Source organism: Pseudomonas sp. p50(2008), from assembly GCF_015351605.1.
In the GTDB taxonomy this organism is placed as follows: Bacteria; Pseudomonadota; Gammaproteobacteria; order Pseudomonadales; family Pseudomonadaceae; genus Aquipseudomonas.
Window position 1 is genome coordinate 223,847 of sequence record NZ_JACMYF010000004.1, and the last position, 21,169, is coordinate 245,015.

A 21,169-nucleotide genomic window follows, 5' to 3' on the forward strand; every position below is an offset into this window, starting at 1 on the left:
ATGGCGTAATTACAGGATTGTTGCCGGACGGATGCCCAACTACACTCGCTACGCCGTGCCGCGCATCGACGCTGTGCATTGACGATGGACGAAGCCGCGCCGTACCTTTGGCGCAAATTATCAGCGTAATTTTTAGGGATGGCCGCATGCTGCGCAAACTTTCACTGGCCCTTGCCGTGTCTTGTGCTTCCAATGGATTGGCCTGGGCAGCAGAAGCGCCCTTATCGACCAGAACCGATCTTGTGAGCGTCTACCAGGAAGCGGTAGACAACAACGCCGACCTGGCTGCCGCCCGCGCCCAGTACGGCGCCCAGAAAGAAGTAGTGCCTCAGGCACGTGCCGGCCTGTTGCCGAACATCTCCGGCGGCGCTCAGATGGCCAGTGTGCGTACCGATATCGATCAACCGGCCGCCGTCGCCAATCGCAGTGCCAACTCCTATCAGGCAACATTGGCTCAGCCACTGTTCCGGGCCGATCGCTGGTTCCAGTACCAGGCCGCCAAAGACGTCAACGAACAGGCTGCACTGCAACTCTCGGCTACCGAGCAAAACCTGATCCTGCAGACCGCCGAAAACTACTTCAACGTGTTGCGTACCCAGGATAACCTGGCCTCGACCAAGGCCGAAGAAGCCGCGTTCAAACGCCAGCTCGACCAGTCCAACGAACGCTTTGACGTGGGCCTGTCGGACAAGACCGACGTGCTGCAATCTCAAGCCAGTTATGACACGGCGCGAGCTAACCGAATCCTCGCTCAGCGCCAGGTGGATGATGCATTCGAAGCACTGATCACCTTGACCAACCGTCAGTACAACTCGATTCAAGGCATTGTTCACAGCTTGCCGATCCTGCCGCCGGCACCGAACGATGCCAAGGCCTGGGTCGACACCGCCGCCCGACAGAACCTCAATCTGTTGGCCAGCAACTATGCGGTGAGCGCCGCCGAGGAAACCCTCAAGCAGCGCAAGGCCGGCCATGCGCCCACTGTGGATGCGGTGGCGAAATACGAGAAAGGTGACAACGACGCCTTTGGTTTCAGCAACCCGAGCGCGTTCGGTCAGTCGTATCGGGGCCCGGTCGAACAAACCACCCTGGCCTTGCAACTGAACATCCCGATCTACAGCGGCGGCCTGACCACCTCGCAGGTTCGTGAGTCCTACTCGCGCCTGGACCAGACGGAACAACAGCGGGAAGGCCTGCGTCGGCAAATCGTCGAAAGCACCCGTAACCTGCACCGCGCGGTGAACACCGATGTTGAGCAGGTTCAAGCGCGCAAACAGTCGATCATCTCCAACCAGAGTGCGGTGGAAGCGACTGAAATCGGCTATCAGGTGGGGACACGGAACATTGTCGATGTCCTGGATGCCCAGCGTCAGCTGTACACCTCGGTGCGCAACTACAACAACACCCGCTATGACTACATCCTCGACAACCTGCGTTTGAAGCAGGCTGCCGGCACGCTGAACCCGGGCGACCTGGAGGACCTCAAGCGTTACCTCAAGCCTGACTACAACCCGGACAAGGACTTCCTGCCGCCCGATCTGGCGAAGGCTGCGGCGGAACAGTTGAAAGCCCGGCCATAAGCGACTAAATACCGAGGTGCCATGGCGAGGTAGTTTACTCCCTCGCCACAGGTGCAGTGTCGCGGCAGAATCAGTCGAAGGACGCCGGCGCGGGGCACAGGATGAGCTGAATCAACGCTCGATCAACCGCCCCAACCCCTCCAGCAATCGCTGCAATGCGCCCTGATTGCTGCGCATTACCTTCAATCCGGCATCCGCCATTCGCTGCGCATCCCGCGGCAGTTCAAACAGGCGCTGCACCGCCACAGCCAACCCTTCGGCATCCTCCACTTCCTGCAATGCGCCGGCATTGCGTAAATGCGCGGCGATTTCGAGGAAGTTGAACAGGTGCGGACCGCTCAAGACCGGTTTGGCCAACGCGGCCGGCTCCAGCAGGTTGTGCCCGCCATTGGGCACCAGGCTGCCGCCGACGAACGCGGTATCGGCCAAGGCGTAGAGAAACAGCAACTCACCCATGGTGTCGCCCATCAGCACAGCAGTATCGCTGCGGACTGGCTCACCGGAGGAACGACGAACAGTGGCGAAACCTTGCTGCTGACACAGCTCGAACACGGCGTTGAATCGTTCCGGATGACGGGGCACCAGGATCAACAAGGCATCCGGATGACTGGCCAACAGCTGACGATGGGCCGCCAGCACTACTTCGTCTTCACCGTCGTGGGTGCTGGCAGCAATCCATACCGGGCGTTCCTGTGCTTGCCATTGCCCGCGCAACTCGGTGGCACGCTGAAGCAGTTGCGGGTCAATGGTCAGGTCGAACTTGATCGAACCGGTCACTTCGACCGTCTCCGGGCGTGCACCCAGATCACGAAAGCGCTGGGCTTCTGCTTCGGTCTGCACCGCGAACAGGCTCATTTCGACAAGCATCGGCTGGGTCAGTTTTCGGAAACGACCGTAGCCTTTGGCCGATCGCTCGGACAGCCGCGCATTGGCCAGCGCCACCGGGATCCCGCGCCTGGCGCACTGGTGAATGTGGTTAGGCCAGAGTTCGGTCTCCATGATCACTGCCAATTTCGGCTGAACCCGATCCAGAAATCGCTTGGCTGCGCAGGGCAAGTCATACGGCAAGTAGCAGTGCTGGATGCGCGGTTCATTGCCGAACAAGGCCTGGATGCGCTCCGAGCCGGTCGGGGTCATGCAGGTCACGGTGATCGGCAACTGTGGATGACGTTGCAGCAAGGCACGAATCAACGGCGCTGCGGCGATGCTCTCGCCCACCGACACCGCGTGCACCCAGATGCCCCCTGGTTTCATCGCCGGTATCCCGTAGGAAAAACGCTCGCCGATACGTTTGGCATAGGCTGGCGCTTTACGCGCTCGCAACCAAAGCCGAATCGCTACCAGTGGCAGCCCCAGGTAAAACAGCGCGGTGTAGAGAGTTCTATTCATGGCGGCGGAGTTTATCGGCTTTTATCGCCGATCGCCCGCAAGTGCACAGCAAAACGTTCCGCCAGCCATCGAGCTGCCGGCCCCAGCGGCTCATCACGGCGCCAGACCAACTCCACGACCAACGCAGGCGGAGTCCATTCGCTGGCCAGTTCGATCATCTGCCCCTGATAAGCGGGGTATTGCACCACATGACGCGGCAGCCAGGCCCAGCCGAGACCGCGAACCAGCCACTCTGCCATGACGTAGAAACTGTCGGCGCGCCAGACTTGCGGGCTGGCAGGCTCGCTGCCGGGGTAGACGCTGGACTGCGTGGACATCAGCAGTTGCCGGTGCTGCGCCAGTTGCTGACAGTCCACCGCCGCTTTCCCCGCCAACGGATGACCGGCACCGCACACGGTGACCATCTCAACGCTGCCCAGCACTTGCCGCTCAAGCGCTTCGGGAATCTGATCGTGGTAAAACAGCAAACCCAGATCGGCCTGACGCTCCACCAGCTTGCGCGCCACTTCCCCTTGGGCGGCGCTGGTCAATTGCACCTCAAGGCTGGGAAATTTTTCCGCCAGGGCTTCAAAACTATCCACCACCGCCTGATAAGGCATTGCCTCATCCTGGGCCAAACGCAGCCGCGCCTCCTGGCCGCGCATCATCGCCCATGCCCGTCCGTTGAGGCGCTCGCATTGACGCAGTACTTCCCGCGCCTCTTCAAGCAACGCGTTGCCGGCTTCGGTCAGCGTCGGCTGACGGCCACTGCTACGATCAAACAGGCTGACGCCGAGGTCCTCTTCAAGCATCGCAATTGAACTGCTGACCGCTGACTGCGCCTTGCGCTGATCCCGCGCAACGGCCGAAAACGATCGCTGCTCCGCTACGCTGACAAACAGTCGTAACTGTTCCAGATTCCATTGCGTGTTCATGGCCAGCCCATCTCCAAAACAGATAGGTAATGACTTTACCGCATCTGACGAAGCTCTAGAATGCCCAGCCAAGACAGCAACACTTCACTTGAGGATGCACCTATGACCGCTTACTACTACCTGGCCATTGCCATCTGTGCCGAAGTGGTCGCGACCGTTTCAATGAAAGCCGTCAAAGGATTCAGCACGCCCCTGCCCCTGGTGCTGGTCATCGTCGGTTATGGCATTGCCTTCTGGATGTTGACGCTGGTGGTGCGCAGCGTTCCGGTCGGCGTGGCCTATGCGGTATGGGCCGGGATGGGGATCGTGATGGTCAGCGTTGCGGCGTTGTTCATCTATGGGCAAAAGCTTGATGTGCCGGCGATGCTGGGGATGGGGCTGATTGTGCTGGGGGTTGTGGTCATCCAGCTATTTTCCAAAACGGCGGGGCATTGACCGAACCTTGGAGACAAACAGTAACCTGTGGCGAGGGAGCTTGCTCCCGCTCGGCTGCACGGCAGTCGCAGGGCCAATAGACGCGGCCAGTCTGAAAAACCGCGGTGTATGGTTTTAAGGGCCGCTTTGCGCTTTAGCGCCAGCCCGGCCCAGCGGGAGCAAGCTCCCTCACCACAGGTCGTGCGTATATCCTGATTGATCCATCAAATCCCCTTTCCGTCGAGTCTGTATACTGCGCCCTCGTCTTGAACACTGAGGTCGCTGCATGCCATCCGTTATTTCCACCGACGTTCTGATTGTCGGCGCTGGTGTCGCCGGCCTCTGGCTGAATGCGCGTCTGCGCCGTCAGGGTTTTTCGACGGTATTGGTGGAAAGCGCCAGCCTCGGCGGCGGTCAGAGTTTGAAGTCCCAGGGCATCATCCATGGCGGCGCCAAGTACGCGCTGCACGGCGCCCTGACCGGCGCGTCGGAAGCAATCGCCGACATGCCACGGCGCTGGCGTGAAGCGCTGGCCGGCAATGGCGAACTCGACCTGTCTGGCGTGCGCCTGCTGTCCGAAGCGCATTACCTGTGGTCACCCGGCACACTCGCTGGAAACCTCACCAGTTTCTTCGCCAGCAAAGCCGTGCGCGGCCGGGTTGATCAGGTAAAGGGCGATCAACTGCCACCTGCGCTGCAAGACAAGCGCTTCAAGGGCAAGGTTTATCGTCTGGCCGAGCTGGTGGTCGATGTCCCGAGTCTGATTCAGCGTCTCGCCGACCTGTCGGGTGACGGTCTACTGGCCGGACAGCAGATCGAACCGTTGCTGGAAGGTGGCCTTCTGGTGGGATTGACGGTCGATGGGCGCGACATTCGCGCCCAGCGCATCGTTCTCAGCGCCGGTGCAGGCACGGCAGCGCTGCTCGAAACCTTGGCGCTGAGTCGGCCAGCCATGCAACGTCGGCCACTGCACATGATCATCGCCAAAGGTCCAGGCCTTAAACCGCTGTATGCCCACTGTCTGGGTGGCGGCACCAAACCTCGCATCACCGTCACCACTCATCCGGCCGCCGATGGCCAATGGGTCTGGTACCTGGGCGGTGACATCGCTGAATCCGAAGGTGTTGCCCGCGAACCCGCCGAGCAGATTGCCACGGCGCAGAAAGAGCTTGGCCAATTGCTGCCATGGATCGATTTGAGCACCACGCAATGGGCCACGTTGCGGGTAGATCGCGCCGAGCCCCTGCAATCGGGACTGACGCGACCGGACAACGCATTTCTCGCCGAGGAAGGCCGACTGTTGGTCGGCTGGCCTACCAAACTGGCGCTGGCCCCGGACTTCGCTGACCGTGTCATCGCCTCTCTGCAGCGCGACGGCATTGAACCCAGCCACTGCGCGCCACTGCCCGAGCTACCCAAACCACCGATGGGCGTTCCTGCCTGGGAGCAACTGCTGCCATGACCCAACCGACCCTGCACGATTTGCATCGCCCCTTGGGCAGCACAGGCCTGATGGTTTCACCGCTAGGCCTGGGCACCGTCAAACTGGGACGTGATCAAGGTGTGAAGTACCCGAACGGCTTCCAGATCCCGGGCGACGATGAAGCACGCATGTTGCTCAAACTGGCGCAGAACATGGGCATCAACCTGATCGACACCGCACCGGCCTACGGTCGCAGTGAAGAGCGGCTTGGCCCGTTGTTGCGCGGTCAGCGTCAGGACTGGGTGATTGTCAGCAAGGTCGGCGAAGAGTTTGCCGACGGTCTATCGAGTCACGACTTCAGCGCCGCCCATACCCGCCTGTCGGTCGAGCGCAGCCTGCAACGTCTGGAAACGGATTTTATCGACCTGGTGCTGGTGCATTCCGACGGCAACGACCTGGCCATCCTCAACGACTGCGAGGTCTACGCAACGCTCGCTGCGCTCAAGGCCGAAGGGAAAATTCGTGGATTCGGTTTTTCCGGGAAAACCGTCGAAGGTGGATTGAAGGCTCTGGAACAGGGTGATTGCGCGATGGTCACTTACAATCTGAACGAATTGAGCGAGAAAGCCGTCATTGACTATGCTGCTGCTCACGGCAAAGCCATTCTGGTAAAAAAAGCACTCGCCAGCGGCCACGTCTGCCTGAGTCCGGGTGTCGATCCGGTGCGTGCCAGCTTCGAGTTGTTGTTTGAGCATCCGGGTGTAGCCAGTGCTATTGTCGGGACCATCAATCCGCTGCACCTCGCCCACAACGTCGCGACCGTTGCCAAGGTCCTACGTAGTCACTGACGCCGCCCACGCGGCCTTAAGCAGGAGCCGACATGCCGCGTACGCTCATTAGAAAGAACCCGAGCAACTTCAAGACCCTGCCGTTATTCGTTGAAGCGACTCCCGAAGGCTTGAGTTATCAGAGCGTCGGGATGCCGCTCAATTTTTCCCAGACCCTGCAACGTCGCCGCCCGGTGGCAGTGCCTGACAGCGAGCGCTTTGCGGTCGAGCTGGCCAACCTTGGGGTGTCGGTGCGACTGACCCTGCATTGGCAGAATCGGGATTACTGGGTGCTGGTCCGTCAACGCCGGCAAGACCGTGGCGATGTGGTGCTGAAGCTGATCTCAGGTTACGTGCCCGCCCATGAGCTGAACCTGCCGCTGCACACGGCCATCCAGGAGATTGCTGAAGAGTGTCTGCTGGAAACACCGGAAGGCTGGCTGGGAGGGCGTTTCAATGACACCTGGCTACCGGCACCCTACTCCTCCGCCCTGCATTATCGCGAAGCCCTGCCGTTTCGCCTGACGCCATTGTCCGGCTCGGCGCGACCAGTGCGTTGCGCCAACATGCAGTTGATCGAACGGCCGCGGGCCTATGTGCATTTGCCGACGGCGTCGCTCCAACTGATCTATGACTTGCGACTGGACGTGCCCAAGGAAGCGAAATCCTTGAGCCTGTTTCATGTCGATGAACGATTGGAGGGCGATCAACTGGTCGCGCGACTCGATCGCAAACGGCCCGATTTGTATCTGATGCCCTTGCAGGACGGCCAGCCGATGGCTGAACTCTATACCCTTAAAAAAGATCAGCTGTATCCGGCGAGTACGCGAGGGTTGTACCTGGCGGAGAGCTTTGCACTGCAGGATGGCTGGCTGGTGCGGGATGAGCGGATCAAGTGGAAGGATTGGGTACGCCAGCAGGGCTTGAGCCCGCAGGGGAAAGATTCAGGTCTGGCGCGATTGCGCGGGAAGGCGAAGCAGTTGTTGAAGAAGATCGTGCCGCGCAAGAAGGTGAGTTCTTGAAATCAAAAGATCGCAGCCTTCGGCAACTCCTACAGGTGTACACATAACCTTGTAGGAGCTGCCGAAGGCTGCGATCTTTTGTTGTTTCACTCGGACTTGCGGATTTTCTCCACAATCGCCGTGGTCGAGCTGTTTTCCACCAGCCCCAGCACTTTCACCGTTCCGCCGTAAGCCGTCACGATGTCAGCACCCACCACCTGCTCGATTCCGTAGTCTCCGCCCTTGACCAACACGTCCGGCTTGACCTCGCGCAGCAGGTTTTCCGGAGTGCCTTCGGCGAAGCTGATCACCCAGTCCACAGCGCCCAGACCGGCAAGTACAGCCATGCGACGGTCGACGCTATTGATCGGGCGACCCGGTCCCTTCAAGCGGCTCACAGAAGCATCGTCATTGACCGCAACGATCAGGCGATCACCCTGGGCTCGCGCCTGCTCGAGGTAGGTCACATGACCCGCATGCAAAATGTCAAAGCAGCCATTGGTGAAGACGATCGTCTCTTTGTGCGCACGCGCATCGTCGACCGCCAGCAATAATTGCTCAAGTCCCAGCACGCCGCGCTCGGAGCCCTCTTCACGCTGAATCGCGCGACGCAGCTCGGGCGCACTGATGGCCGCGGTACCCAACTTGCCTACCACGATGCCTGCGGCCAGGTTGGCGAGCGCCACTGCGTGGGGCAGTTCTTCGCCTGCAGCAATCGCTGCGGCCAGGGTAGATATCACCGTGTCACCAGCACCTGTCACGTCGAACACTTCACGCGCTCGCGCCGGCAAGTGCAGCGCGGGATGATCCGGACGAAGCAAGGTCATGCCGTGTTCACCACGGGTGACCAGCAAGGCGCCGAGATCGAGCTCGTGCATCAAGGTCGCGCCCTTGCTCACCAACTCGTGCTCATCAACGCACTTGCCGACGATGGTTTCGAATTCGCTGAGGTTCGGGGTGATCAGGCTCGCACCACGGTAGATGGAGAAATCCTTGCCCTTGGGATCGGCCAGCACCGGAATGCCTCGAGCTCGCGCAGCCTGGATCAACACCTGATGGTTTTTCAACGCGCCTTTGCCGTAATCGGACAACACCAATACCTTGATGCCGTCGAGCAGCTCGTCGACCTGTTCGCCCAACGCCAGGGCGTCGGTGGCGAAGGGTTCTTCGAAGTCGATACGCAGCAATTGCTGGTGACGGCTCATGACTCGCAGCTTGACAATGGTCGGCTGGTGCGCGATGCGCTGGAACAATGCCCGGACGCCCGCGCCCTTGAGGCTATTGACCAGGCTGTCGGCGGCTTCATCGTCGCCAGTGACGCCAACCAATGAGGCTGGTGCACCGAGGGCGGCAATGTTCAACGCAACGTTGGCGGCACCGCCCGGACGGTCCTCGATTTGCTCGACCTTGACTACCGGTACTGGCGCCTCGGGAGAAATCCGTGAGGTACCACCATGCCAGTAACGGTCGAGCATGACATCGCCGACCACCAAGACAGGGGCTTGATCGAATCGCGGCATGGACAACTTCATGGTGCAACCCACATACAAAATGAACAGGGTCGCGATATTAACACAGGGTTGGCACAGGCTTGCGTGACGGCTGCAAGAGGATGAATACAGGGGATTTTCTGTTCAAAAATTGAGCTGAAATAAAGGTTGTCTAAACACCGGACGCATTGCACGCCGGTGATCCGAGAGGGTGAGCCTGGACCCACCCTCTCGTCACGTCAGGCTATGTTTTCCACCGGAGCATCGAGCCCCATGGCGTGCAGACGCGAGTAGTAGCCATTCTGCGCCAACAGTTGCGCGTGGGTGCCACGCTCGACGATTTCACCGTGATCCATGACCAGGATCAGGTCAGCTTTTTCGATGGTCGACAAGCGGTGAGCAATCACCAGTGTGGTCCGACCTTTCATGACCTGATCCAGTGCCGCCTGAATATGGCGCTCGGACTCTGTATCGAGCGCCGAGGTTGCCTCATCGAGAATCAGCAACGGGGCGTTCTTCAACAGTGCCCGGGCAATCGCCAGGCGCTGACGCTGACCGCCGGACAGCAACACGCCGTTTTCGCCAACCTGGGTATCCAGGCCTTCGGGCATTTGCGAGATGAAGTCCATTGCGTAGGCGTCGGTGGCTGCTTTTTCAATGTCGGCACGCGGAGCGCCGGCCAGGTCGCCGTAGGCAATGTTGTTGGCGATGGTGTCATTGAACAGGGTGACATGCTGCGTGACCTGCGCCACGTGCCGGCGCAGATTGCGCAGGCGGTAATCTTCGATCTCTACGCCATCGAGCAGGATCTCGCCGGTTTCGTGATGATAGAAACGCGGAATCAGGCTGGCCAGGGTCGACTTGCCGCTGCCCGAGCGACCTACCAGCGCAATCATCTGCCCTGGCGCCGCAGTGAAACTAATGTTCTTCAGCACTTCACGTTCGGTATCCGGGTAGGTGAAGCTCAGGTTGCGTACGTCCAGGTAACCATCGACGCGATCGCGCTCGACTGTACCGTGATCAACCTCGGGCTCGACATCCAGCTGCTCGAAAATGCTTTCGGCACCGGCTACGCCTTTCTGGATGGTCGAACTGACTTCTGACAGCTGACGAATCGGCTTAGGCAACAGTCCCGCCGCGGTGATGTAGGCCACCAGGTCGCCCGCTGTGGCATCGCCCCGCAGGAACAGGACCAGGAACATCAACACGGCCATGGCGGTATAAATCACCAACTGCAACATCGGCGTGTAGACCGCACCGGTCTTGGTCATGCGCAATTGCTTGTCGGTGTTGCCCTGACTGGCTTCGGCGAAGCGACGCTCCTCGTAGCTCTCGCCACCGAAGCTGCGCACTACGCGATAGCCCTGGATGGTTTCGGACGCCACATGAGTCACGTCCCCCATCGCCACCTGGATCTTCTTGCTCTGCTTGCGAAATTTCTTGCTGGTATTACCGACCATGAAAGCGATCACCGGCAGGATTGCCAGCATCACGATCGTCAGTTTCCAGTTCATCCACAACAGATACGCGAACAGGAAGACCACCGTCAGGCCTTCACGGATGACCACTTTGATGGCATCCGTGGCGGCACCAGTGACCATGGTGACGTTGAAGGTGATGCGGGAAATCAGATGACCGGAGTTGTGGGTGTCGAAATAGCGGTTCGGCAGCACCAACAGCTTGTTGAACAGCTCGACGCGCAGGTCATGTACCAGTCCCAGCGAAACTTTCGCCAGATAGTAGTTACCCAGAAACGAACCCAACCCCTGCCACGCGGCGATCAGGATGATCAGCAACGGCACCGCCATCAGCAGCTGCAAGTCTTTCAGGTAGGGGACGTTGGGGAAGAGCACCGCTTCAGGGTTGCTCAGGCCATCGACGAAATATTTGAGAATCCCCGCCAGCATCGGCTGGGTAGAGGCAAAGATCACGAAGCCCACGATACTCAGCAGGAAAAGGCCCACATAGGGTTTTACATACCCCAACAGCCGAAGATAGATTTTCAGGCTGGAATCCTGTCCCGCTTTGGGCGGTGCGTCACTCATCGTAGAGCTCACTTGTTAGGAAGAACGCGAAATTTTATCACAGCCGCTGGAGTTGACCCGTGCCCATACCAAAACACTGGCCAAGCCAATGGGCAACCAACTGATGAACCATTCGGCCCTTGGCGTTCCGGTCAGGCTGGCCGCGTCAAACTGCATGGCAAGTGTCGAGAAGAGCCAAATACCGATGATGCCCTGGCCATACAGGGTTTCCCGGGCTTTCCAGGCTTCACGCAAGACCGCGAACCACACCGCGCACCACAATAGCAGGCCCGGCAAACCCAGCTCGATCGCCACGTGACTGAACAGATTATGGGCGTGTTCAAAGTACATGCCTTCGGCAAAGACTTTGTAGTTTCCACCCAGGCCGAGACCGAGCCATGGGTGCTCCGCGACCATATTCATACTTGCCATCAGGATTTGCGGGCGGAAAGAAGCGCCGCGAGCCATCACCAACGGCTCGAAAAGCCAGAATGCCGCCATCGCCACGATCAACGCACCGATCGCCACGACACAACTGCGTCGATTGCGGCACCAGAGTGGCATGGCGAGCAATGTGAAGAACAACGCCAGACCAGCACCTCGACTTTGGCTGAGCACCACAAACAAGCCCAGCAGGCTCAGCGCGACCACCCAGACGGCTTGCAACCAGCGATTGCTCGGCACCCAAAGAACAAGCCACACCGCTGCGAGCCCAATGACATACCCACCCAGAATTGGATGCGATAGCTCGCCCAACCCTTCAAGACGCGCGACCCAACTGTTGGCATGGAGCCCATAAAACTTAACGATGGCGGCCAGCGCCGTCAGCGCGAGACCTATACCGCCCCATTGCATGATGCGAATCACGCGCTCGGGCCGGGAATTGGCGAAAGCCGGGAAGAACAGCAGGAAAACGACGATATACAGCAAGCGCTTCGCTTCGCGACTCGGTTCTTCGACATTGGTCCAGGACAGGCTGATCACTGACCAGACCAGCAATCCGAGCATAGGCAGGTAGACCCAACGCTGCTCATGGAACAGTTCCCTGAAGCGAGCTCGCGCTGGCCAGGCAAACACCAATGCCGGCAGCCAGATCAGGGCAATAAGGCCCTGTTGGTAGACCTTGTTGGACGGCGCAACGGCAATAGCCAGCAAAAACCACAGCAGCCCCGTCGACATCCATAGTTGCGCCCAGCGTGTTTCCTGCATCAATTTGCTCCTTGGATATTCACCCTGCCCAACCCGGCATGGTTAAAACTGAAACTTTTGGGCATCATTGCCCGCCACAGTGCCCGCTATTCCGACAAGGCTTTATACGATGCAATGTTCCCGACTTCCGCAAGACGCTTTAAATCGCATGATTGAAGGCGCCAGAGTACTGGAGGCTGACAGCTACGGCCCGAAAGTCTACCTGTTGCAGGATGGGAATATCCTCAAACTGTTTAGACGTAAACGCATATTTTCTTCTGCGATGTTCCGTCCGTACTCGAAACGTTTCATCGACAATGTCGCGGGACTGCAAAAGCTTGGCGTACCCACCCTTCAGGTACTGCAGTTCTATCGCCTGCAAGCGCCTGGCATGACGGCTGTGCTGTATGAACCTTTGCCGGGAGAAACCTTGCGCCAGATCGCCGGCAAGGAAGGCTTCACCTGGCAACAGGCCTTGCCCGCACTGGCCGGGTTGATACGCAGTCTTCATTCGTCGGGGATCTACTTTCGCTCACTGCATCTGGGCAACATCGTGGTCACGCCAGACAACCGGATGGGCCTGATCGATGTCGCTGACATGCGTTTTTTGCGTGCGCCACTGCCCAAGCATTTGATCAAGCGCAACCTGCGACACTTCGCGCGATATATTGCGCGCGAGAACCTGAACGGGAGCTTTCCAATGCAAGCACTCGAGCAGGCTGTCCTGTCGTCATGAAAGCAATGCGCGGGCAGCCTGACTGAAGTTCAGCCAGGCCTGCTCGGGCGCCAGCTCCTGGCGCTGGTCGGCAGCGACCGTCGTTGCGGAGTTGTTGAATGCGCGAACGATGACATCGCTCCAGGCATCGACATCAGCGGCAGCTGCATACAACCCCTTGTCAGCGAGCTGTTCACGGAACACTGGCAAGTCGCTGGACACCACCGGCACACCCGCCATCACAGCTTCTTGCATGATCAACCCGAGTCCCTCGCTCAGCGAAGGTATCGCGACCCAGTCGAAAGCACGGTAAAGCTGCGCGGCGTCAGTCAAATGACCTGGCAACGAGATACTGGAACTCAACCCGAGGTGGTCGATACGACCCTGCAGGGACGCCCGGTTCGACCCTTCACCGATAATGACCAGGCGCAAATCGGCCCGCTGCCTCAAAGCGCCGGCAAATGCCTCAAGCAGGCATCCGAAGCCTTTCTTGTCTTCCAGTCGCCCCACCGCCCCAAGTACCGGCGTTCCGTCCACCGGCAAACCCAGGCGGACACGAGCATCGTCTCGCGACAATACTTGCGAGCGAAAGGCAACTGGATCGAAGGCACTGCGTAGCGTAATGATGGGTAGTTGAAGATCCTGCCCCAGCTTGGTCGCCAAGGTGTCCGACACGGCAACCAATGTCAGCTGAGACGGCTTGAAGTGTTGAAAGAGGACTCGATCCTCGGCACGTATCCGCGTTGAGCCATGGAAAATAACGACAGCACGGATATGGGGGAGTTTTTTGAGCAGAGGCAAAAGTGCGCGCGCAACCCCAAGGCCATCAAGGAGCAGTAGTTTCGCACCGCTCTCCACCAGCGCCTTCTTGAAGCCAGCCCGCATCCAGGGTTTAGCCAGCCGCCAGAAATGTCGCCCTTTCAAGCGAGCAGAAGACAGCTTCCATTCCCTGGCACCATCAACATTCACGCCGCAGTCAGAAACACCGCCCTGGAGTAACCAGGTCTCTACAGGAGTTGTAGAACCGGCCTGCGACAGTATCTGCTGATGAACCTTGTGAATCGACGCGAATGGCGCACCGCCTGACCACATGACGTTGAGAATGCTCATAGCGCCCCAAGCCCATGCAGGACCTTGGGTAGAGATGCTCTGGTGCACTTAATTGATGAACCAGCCAATGCAGACTCCCAACAGTAGAGACAATGCAAACTTGATCTTTTCGCGCCGACTGCGACGCGCCTTGCGTTGACGCTCTTCCGATGTCTGGACGTGGAGCCCAAATCCGGTGTGGCGGACAGCATCGCCTTCCAGCGTCACAGCCGTCAAATTCAGCTGCGCGTACCGCTTGGACAACGCCTTCTCTCCGTCGTGCGCGGAATATGGAGCACACAGCCGATATTCCTTGATGCGGCGCAAACCTGGGTTCAGAGAAAAACTTTGCCACTCGGGCTTGTCGGAAATCAGCGGATAACAGGCCACGCCTGCGATGAATTCCCGCTCGCCCAAACGGATGTAAGGACTATGAACACTCAGATCATAAATATAGCTGCGCATCCAGACCTGGAGGATTTCCGGTCGCACTTCAAGAACCGCCAAAGAGTCTTCAACGAAACCTGGACGATAGAACTCCCAATCATCCTCGCAATGGAAAATGTAGGGCGTAGTGACGTGTTCATAGGCCAGGTCGATGGACGCTAACTGACCCAGCTTGGGTCGATTGACGAAAACGGTGCAATGACCTTTCCAGCTAGCCGGAATGACCGAATGAACGGCATCGTCGCCTGCATCTTCGGTGATGAAGACCTCGCGAATGGCAGCCGTATTGAAGCGGTCAAAGCTTTCAAGGGTCGCCTTGAGCAGATCAAGACGGCCACAGCTGGTAACCACTAATGTGATGTCACTTCCTTTAGAAAACTGCACCAGACCTCCAATCAAGCCAAAGTGCCAGCAATATCGATGGCTGGCTACCCCTTGTCAAACGCCCAGTTTCAAGCGCGCTTTTTCCAAAAAACTCAACGGTGCGCGAGGACGTAATGGCGGCTCGAGTTCTTCGACAATACGCTGTCCGATACGCGCAAAACTGAGTTGACCAACCACCAGTTCGCGGCCATTGCGAGCGATACGTTGCGCCAGCTCCGGGTCTGCCCGCAGCTGCGCCAGTTTTTCCTGAAGCTGCGCGATGGTCTGGTAGAACACCACGTTATGCATGTCCTGTAACCCCAGCGCGCGGCTTTCTGCCTCGCCTTGGTCATACGCCAGCAACACGCAACCGCACGCCATCGCTTCAAAGTTCTTGATCATGAACTCGCCCATACCGACATCGGCGCTGACGAAAAAGCGAATACGGTTGAGGGTTTCGCAATACTCTTCGCCAGACTTGGTCCGAGTGACCACCAGCGACTCTACGCGCCCCAACTCATCAAGCAGGGCTTTACGACCGCTGTAGGCGACGCTGTTGGTACTGCCGACAAATGCCAGCTCGATATCCCGCTCACGACCCCGGTCCTGCAGCAGTGTCTGGTCGTATCCCTTGGGAACGAACACCGCATCGAAGCCTTCCCCACGCAGACGCTCGGTGACCACATACCCCGAGCTGATCACCCGCACCCATGGCAGCTTGCGATAATGGGCGCTGAATTTACCGGTGTACTTGCACGGGATGTAATTCTGGTAAGCATCGTGTTCCAGAAAGACCAGGTTGGGCACGGTCTGGATGAACCTTACCTGCCTCATTTCTTTTTTGAATCGCAGGAAAAACACAATGCGATCGTAGAGCGTCACGTCGACGTGCTTGCGAAAGTACCCGCGCAAGTCGCCCTGTTCTTCACTGGTCAGCTCACGTTTGTCGCAATCGCAATGCTCGGCGATGCCGTCATAGAGTCGATCCAGGATCGCCCTCTGCTCCTTCTGCACCAGAAACAGAACTTTCAATTGTTTTCTCTCTTTCCAGACAGCTCTTGGACCCAGAACAATTCGTGGCGCCGCACCGTTTTACGGAAAAACTCATTCTCGCCATAAACCGGCCAGCGTCGGGCAGCCAGACATCGCTGTATCACACGCCGAAGAAGTCGTTTGAGGGGAAGTCGCGGCTGAAGGTCATGCATCATGCCCAGCGACATTGCCTTGTGCCATTGTTTCTCGGTCGACAGGCCCAGCGTCCATGGCCGCAACGGCTCATCCGCCGTGATCTGCGGCGGAAGCGCCACTCCCGTGCCAGCGTCGCCCATCGGCCAGCGATCGTTGTCGTGCAAATGGTTGGCGTAGTACAGCAGGGTTTCAGGCTGCCAGGTTGTCGCGGCAAGCGCCTGCAGGACAGCCTGCTGCGAGCAGAGGTGATCTGGGTGAGGGTCGAAGCGAGGGTGCGGCAACACAATGACTTGAGGCTGGATGCGCTCGATCAGCTCGTGCAGGTCCCCAAGCAGATTGTTCCAGGACGGCACGCCATCAACATCGCTGTGCAGGGCAAACGGATTGAATCGTCGGAAGTATCGGGTATCTCCCAGTTGCGCATCATTCGATGCCACCGGCTCAGCAGGTGCCCGTTGCATGACGGGCAACTGAAGACAGAAGTAACCCAACTGGATACAGCGCTCCTGCGGAACACCGCCCCATAACGGCACGCTGACACTGTCCCAGGCACGAAGAGAGCCTTTCAGCCGCGACGCTTCAACGCGATCGAGCCCCATCTGCTGATAGTGCCCGGCCTCGATTTCACCGGCAGTCAACGTCACGATCCAGCTTTGCTCGGCGCTGCTGTACAGCCCGAACGCGGCCAGTTCGGCGTCGTCGGCGTGGGGGGCGATGACCATCACCCGCTTGTTGCGGTAGTCCGGGTACTCGAACGCCCAAAGCACCGGCTCGCCGAGTAGTCGGCAGAATCGACCACGAAGACGCAATTCGCCTTGGGATAACGCCGACGATTGACCACTGAGGTTGAGGTAACGCAGACCATCGACGCCGCGTTCAAAGGTTTGCCGGTCGGGGTTGCTGCCGCCCGACAGCTCGACAACCGGGTCAATGAAGCGCCCCAGCCAGCTACTTTTAATTCGCAGCGCCAGTATCAACGTGGCGTCGTCGACCAGCATGACACCGTCATCCAGCCTCAAGCGCTCACCGTCCAGATGGACCTTCGGCTGCTGAGTGTAGGGCGGAAAACTGTATTGGTAATCGTCTGCGGGGGAATAAAACAAATGGTCAGCGAACCAGGCTTCGTGGGCAACCCAGCCCAGCACCGCAAGTACCACCGGCAACCACCATGCCACCAACACCCCTATGGCGATCAGCAACAAAAGCGCAATGATGAGACCAAAACGTTTATTGCGCCGATGGCGCTTGAGCAGTTGTTGTTTGCGGCTCATGGGCTGTCTCATACGGTGAATACCGGCACAGGATTGCACCAGCGATCCTTGTATTCACGGTCGGCGCGACCAAAGGAAAAACGCAACGGTTTGTCCAGCGCCCGGGCATGCTCCCACGCACTTTGGGTATTGAGAAAACTCAACACGCTCCCAGGACTGAACTCGCGGGTTTCGGGGTCGACGCCACCGTTGATGTACTCGACGCTGATCCATTGCGGTGCTTCAACGCGGTAAACCAGCTGAATCGCAATCGGCGCATCGTTAAGGAAAATCACCGAGCCGATCAGCAGCTCTCGCAGCAACTCGATGACCTCAGCCATGCGCTCGGCCCCCGTTGCAGGAAAACCCCAGCGACGCTGGAACAGGTCGCAATAGATCGCTGCCAGCTCGCTGCTGGAAAAGTCGGTGACCGGCCGCACCACTCCGCCCGCCTCTTCCAGCAAACGCAATTCACGGCGCTGGTTATAGCGAAATTTCTTCGACAGTTCTTCAGGGGTGCGGGCCATGGCCAATTGCTCGGTCTGCGCCTTGAGGCCGATAAAGCGGCCTTCGTTCAGCGCCGACAGATAACGCGCGCGATGACGCAACGGCGCCTTGGCATCGGCAACAGCCGGCAGGATGAGTTCGGCATTACCCAGGTCGAACAAACCCTTTTTACCGCTGCGCTTAAGCACATCCTTGGACAAGGCAAGGTCGCGGCCCCAGGTCGGAATCGCTGCTTTGATCTCCCCGTCTTGTTCCCACGCCAGATAGCGCACCGGGATTGCGGCCAATTGTGCCAGCCGTTCGACCACCATGGGATGAGTGGCGACGCTACCGCCAAAACGCTGCCAGGCGTCGGCATAAGTCGAGGCATCGATGACCGACCAGCCACGTTCACGCCAGCTTTGAAATCTGTTGAGCATCAGGCCCTCGGTGCCAGTTCGCGAACACGCGGCAAACGCCAGAAAGCGTCACGCACGGCTTGATCGCTGAAGCGTTCATGCAAGCGGTCGAGCATCAGCTCGGCACACTGGCGACGCTGTTGCTCATCCATCGCTGCCAAATGTTGAAGTCCTTGAGCCAAACGCTCGGCATCGCCCAGCGGAAACAGAATGCCGACACCCTCAACGACTTCCCTGGCACCGCCCGCCGCTGTAGCGATTAACGGCACACCGGCGACCATGGCTTCCAGGAGCACCATGCCGAAGGGTTCGTGATCGGAGCTCAAGGCAAAGACATCGAAGGCACGAAAGTAACGTCGAGCCTCAGGCACCTGACCGAGAAACAGCACGCGATCGCCGATTCCCAGTTCACGCGCCAGGCCTTTGAGGTCCTGCTCCAGCCGACCGGTACCCAGAATGACCAACTGACTGTGACTCGGCAAACCCGGCAATGCCGCAGCAAAACCATGCAGCAGCGTAGTCTGGTCCTTGTCTGGATGCAGCCGACCGACATTACCCACGATCCAGGCATCCATCGAAAGGCCGAGGGTTTCCCGGGCTTCCTGAATCGATACCTGGCCGTCTAGCAACGCCTGCACGTCAATTCGGTTGTAGAGCGTCTGAATCCGGTCGGCCGGCCATTTCGGGAGGCACTCGCGCATGTCGTCGCGCACAGCATCGGAAACGCCCAGCAGGCTCAGGCGTTTACGAAAAATATGGGCGAAGAGTCTGCGTGTGCCGCGCTTGTAATCACCAAACGCGTGATGCACGCCAATGACCGGTAATGAAGTACCGAGCAAGGCGATATAGATGGGTTTGAAACGGTGAGCAATGCAGAAACTGAAATTGCGCGAAGCGGCAATCTTGCGCAGATCGCCGATGGCGCCCAGCTTCAGGCCACGAATGGCTTTGGAGCTGTATTCCATGAACAACACTTCATCGCTGGCACAGCCCGCAGCCACTTCGGCATCGGCGCCCCCGGTCAGGAACACCGTGGTCACTCGATAGCCGGTACCCGCGAACAGACTGGCATACTGCCGGGCGCAGTCCAGAAACGGCCCGTCATAGCCGTGACAGAACTGCAGCACATGGCGTTCAGCCGAGCGAGTCATATGCGTCCGCGCCCTCTTTGACGACCAGAATGTCTTCCATGATCAGATACTGTAGATCGGACCCGAAGAACATGTTCAGGGCGTCGGTCGGCGAGCAGATCATGGGTTCGCCGCGGCGGTTGAGGGACGTGTTCAGCGACACGCCGTTACCGGTGAGCACTTCAAGTGCCTTCATCATGTCGTAGTAGCGCGGGTTGTATTCGCGCTTGAGCACCTGGGCGCGGGACGTACCGTCTTCGTGGACGACTTCCGGTACGCGGGTCTTCCACTCTTCCGCCACTTCAAAAGTGAACGTCATGAACGGGGCCGGGTGATCGATCTTGATCATCTGCGGCGCGACGGTGTCGAGCATCGACGGGCAGAAAGGCCTCCAGCGCTCGCGGAACTTGATCTGGTGGTTGATCCGGTCAGCCACGCCGGTGGCACTTGGGCAACCAATGATCGAACGACCGCCCAACGCACGCGGACCAAACTCCATCCGGCCCTGGAACCAGGCCACAGGGTTGCCATCGACCATGATCCTGGCGATGTTTTCCGGCATGTTGTCGAGCTTGCGCCAAACAGGCTTGCTTGGGTGGCGAGCACACGCGGCAAGCACGTCTTCGTTGGTGTACGACGGGCCGAGGTAGACGTGTTCCATCTTCTCGACCGGCACGCCACGGGCGTGGGACACATAAGCCGCCGCACCCACCGCAGTACCGGCGTCGCCAGATGCAGGCTGTACGAACAGCTCCTTGACGTCATCGCGGGCAATGATCTTCTGGTTGAGCTTGACGTTCAGCGCACAGCCACCGGCGAAGGCCAACTTGCCGGTTTCCTTGAGCACATCGCCCAGGTAGTGGTCGATCATCTGCAGCGAGAGCTTTTCGAACAGCGCCTGCATGCTCGCGGCGTAATGGATGTAAGGCTCGTCGGCAATGTCGCCTTCGCGCTTTGGACCCAGCCACTCGATCAGCTTTGGCGAGAAGTAGAAGCCTTTGCCCTTCTCTTTATAACGACGCAGACCGATGACATTCGCGTATTCAGTGTTGATCACCAATTCGCCATTCTCGAAAGAGGCCAATCGGGAGAAATCGTACTTGCTGGCATCGCCATACGGCGCCATGCCCATGACCTTGAACTCACCGTCGAGCATCTCGAAACCGAGGAATTCGGTGATCGCGCCGTACAGGCCGCCGAGGGAGTCCGGATCGAAGAATTCCTTGATCTTGTGAATCTTGCCGTTTTCGCCGTAACCGAAAAACGTCGTGGCGTACTCACCCTTGCCGTCGATCCCCAGGATCGCGGTTTTCTCTTTGAAACCGGAGCAGTGGTAAGCGCTGGAGGCGTGGGCCAGGTGATGCTCGACCGGCTCGATCTTGATTTTCTTCGGATCGAAGCCCAGTTGCTCGAGGCACCAGACGATCTTGTTGCGATAGCGCTTGTAGCGACGGTTGCCCATCAGGATCGCGTCAAGAGCGCGGTCCGGGGCATACCAGTAACGCTTGGCGTAGTGCCAGCGGGCCTTGCCAAACAGGCTGATAGGCGCGAACGGGATCGCTACTACGTCAACGTCGGACGGTTTGATACCTGCCTGTTCGAGACAGAACTTCGCCGATTCGTAAGGCATGCGGTTCTTTGCATGTTTATCGCGCACAAAGCGCTCTTCCTCAGCCGCCGCAACCAGCTTGCCGTCGATGTACAAAGCAGCGGAAGGATCATGGCTAAGGGCGCCGGACAGGCCAAGAATCGTCAATGCCACAGGGGTCTAGCCTCTTTAGTCTGCATGCAGGCGCAAGGCGCCTCGAAAATTGATGTGCCCCTCGCAAGGG

Annotated in this window: 18 protein-coding genes; 6 read left to right on the forward strand and 12 right to left on the reverse strand. The window is 58.8% G+C overall.

The features are described from left to right. Nucleotides 1-146 precede the first annotated feature (146 nt). Nucleotides 147-1,580, forward strand: coding sequence for a TolC family outer membrane protein (locus H7698_RS12805; protein ID WP_162437142.1), 1,434 nt, complete (start codon nt 147-149; stop codon nt 1,578-1,580). Nucleotides 1,581-1,691: 111 nt separating this feature from the next. Here H7698_RS12805 and waaA read toward each other — a convergent pair whose 3' ends face one another. Both waaA and H7698_RS12815 read right to left on the reverse strand, forming a co-directional pair. Then, complete coding sequence (gene waaA, locus H7698_RS12810) at nt 1,692-2,969, reverse strand: lipid IV(A) 3-deoxy-D-manno-octulosonic acid transferase (protein ID WP_194691602.1); 1,278 nt, start codon at nt 2,967-2,969, stop codon at nt 1,692-1,694. Nucleotides 2,970-2,980: 11 nt separating this feature from the next. Continuing rightward, nucleotides 2,981-3,883, reverse strand: coding sequence for a LysR family transcriptional regulator (locus H7698_RS12815; protein WP_162437144.1), 903 nt, complete (start codon nt 3,881-3,883; stop codon nt 2,981-2,983). A 102-nt stretch (nt 3,884-3,985) separates the two neighbouring features. Here H7698_RS12815 and H7698_RS12820 point away from each other — a divergent pair, with 102 nt between their 5' ends. The 4 genes from H7698_RS12820 (at nt 3,986) to H7698_RS12835 (ending at nt 7,569) form a co-directional block, all read left to right on the forward strand. Continuing rightward, complete coding sequence (locus H7698_RS12820; protein ID WP_194691864.1) at nt 3,986-4,318, forward strand: DMT family transporter; 333 nt, start codon at nt 3,986-3,988, stop codon at nt 4,316-4,318. 265 nt (nt 4,319-4,583) lie between these two features. Further along, a complete protein-coding gene (locus tag H7698_RS12825; protein WP_194691603.1) occupies nt 4,584-5,759 on the forward strand; it encodes an FAD-dependent oxidoreductase in 1,176 nt (391 codons plus the stop codon). Next, nucleotides 5,756-6,568: an aldo/keto reductase gene (locus tag H7698_RS12830; RefSeq protein ID WP_162437147.1), complete on the forward strand. Its 813-nt coding sequence runs from the start codon at nt 5,756-5,758 to the stop codon at nt 6,566-6,568. The genes H7698_RS12825 and H7698_RS12830 overlap by 4 nt, the downstream gene beginning before the upstream one ends. Nucleotides 6,569-6,600: 32 nt before the next feature. Continuing rightward, nucleotides 6,601-7,569: a metal ABC transporter ATPase gene (locus H7698_RS12835; RefSeq protein ID WP_162437148.1), complete on the forward strand. Its 969-nt coding sequence runs from the start codon at nt 6,601-6,603 to the stop codon at nt 7,567-7,569. A gap of 86 nt (nt 7,570-7,655) precedes the next feature. Here H7698_RS12835 and hldE read toward each other — a convergent pair whose 3' ends face one another. The 3 genes from hldE to H7698_RS12850 all read right to left on the reverse strand — a co-directional run bounded on the left by hldE (nt 7,656) and on the right by H7698_RS12850 (nt 12,271). Then, nucleotides 7,656-9,080 (reverse strand): bifunctional D-glycero-beta-D-manno-heptose-7-phosphate kinase/D-glycero-beta-D-manno-heptose 1-phosphate adenylyltransferase HldE, encoded by a 1,425-nt coding sequence (hldE, locus tag H7698_RS12840; protein ID WP_162437149.1) that lies wholly within the window; start codon nt 9,078-9,080, stop codon nt 7,656-7,658. Nucleotides 9,081-9,277: 197 nt separating this feature from the next. Then, on the reverse strand, nt 9,278-11,083 hold the full coding sequence (gene msbA, locus H7698_RS12845; RefSeq protein WP_162437150.1) for a lipid A export permease/ATP-binding protein MsbA: 1,806 nt from the start codon (nt 11,081-11,083) through the stop codon (nt 9,278-9,280). A gap of 15 nt (nt 11,084-11,098) precedes the next feature. After that, complete coding sequence (locus H7698_RS12850; protein ID WP_194691604.1) at nt 11,099-12,271, reverse strand: O-antigen ligase family protein; 1,173 nt, start codon at nt 12,269-12,271, stop codon at nt 11,099-11,101. A 148-nt stretch (nt 12,272-12,419) separates the two neighbouring features. Here H7698_RS12850 and H7698_RS12855 point away from each other — a divergent pair, with 148 nt between their 5' ends. Further along, nucleotides 12,420-12,986, forward strand: coding sequence for a toluene tolerance protein (locus H7698_RS12855; RefSeq protein WP_235992822.1), 567 nt, complete (start codon nt 12,420-12,422; stop codon nt 12,984-12,986). Here H7698_RS12855 and H7698_RS12860 read toward each other — a convergent pair. Genes H7698_RS12860 through H7698_RS12890 form a run of 7 tightly spaced genes read right to left on the reverse strand, consistent with a single transcriptional unit; the run spans nt 12,981 to nt 21,099 of the window. Continuing rightward, nucleotides 12,981-14,075, reverse strand: a complete 1,095-nt coding sequence (locus H7698_RS12860) for a glycosyltransferase (RefSeq protein ID WP_194691605.1) — start codon at nt 14,073-14,075, stop codon at nt 12,981-12,983. The two genes, H7698_RS12855 and H7698_RS12860, sit on opposite strands and share 6 nt — an antisense overlap. A gap of 48 nt (nt 14,076-14,123) precedes the next feature. Then, nucleotides 14,124-14,885, reverse strand: a complete 762-nt coding sequence (locus H7698_RS12865; protein WP_194691606.1) for a glycosyltransferase family 2 protein — start codon at nt 14,883-14,885, stop codon at nt 14,124-14,126. A gap of 54 nt (nt 14,886-14,939) precedes the next feature. After that, on the reverse strand, nt 14,940-15,896 hold the full coding sequence (locus H7698_RS12870; protein ID WP_194691607.1) for a glycosyltransferase family protein: 957 nt from the start codon (nt 15,894-15,896) through the stop codon (nt 14,940-14,942). Next, nucleotides 15,893-17,323, reverse strand: coding sequence for a PIG-L deacetylase family protein (locus H7698_RS12875; RefSeq protein WP_194691608.1), 1,431 nt, complete (start codon nt 17,321-17,323; stop codon nt 15,893-15,895). The genes H7698_RS12870 and H7698_RS12875 overlap by 4 nt, the downstream gene beginning before the upstream one ends. An 8-nt stretch (nt 17,324-17,331) precedes the next feature. Further along, the gene (locus H7698_RS12880) at nt 17,332-18,228 is read right to left on the reverse strand and encodes an antimicrobial resistance protein Mig-14 (RefSeq protein ID WP_194691609.1); all 897 of its coding nucleotides are present in this window, start codon (nt 18,226-18,228) and stop codon (nt 17,332-17,334) included. After that, nucleotides 18,228-19,358 carry a glycosyltransferase gene (locus H7698_RS12885; protein WP_194691610.1) on the reverse strand — a complete coding sequence of 377 codons (1,131 nt, stop codon included), beginning with the start codon at nt 19,356-19,358 and terminating at the stop codon, nt 18,228-18,230. Before H7698_RS12885 ends, H7698_RS12880 begins: the two co-directional genes overlap by 1 nt. Then, nucleotides 19,342-21,099, reverse strand: coding sequence for a carbamoyltransferase family protein (locus H7698_RS12890; RefSeq protein WP_162437159.1), 1,758 nt, complete (start codon nt 21,097-21,099; stop codon nt 19,342-19,344). The genes H7698_RS12885 and H7698_RS12890 overlap by 17 nt, the downstream gene beginning before the upstream one ends. Nucleotides 21,100-21,169: the final 70 nt, after the last annotated feature.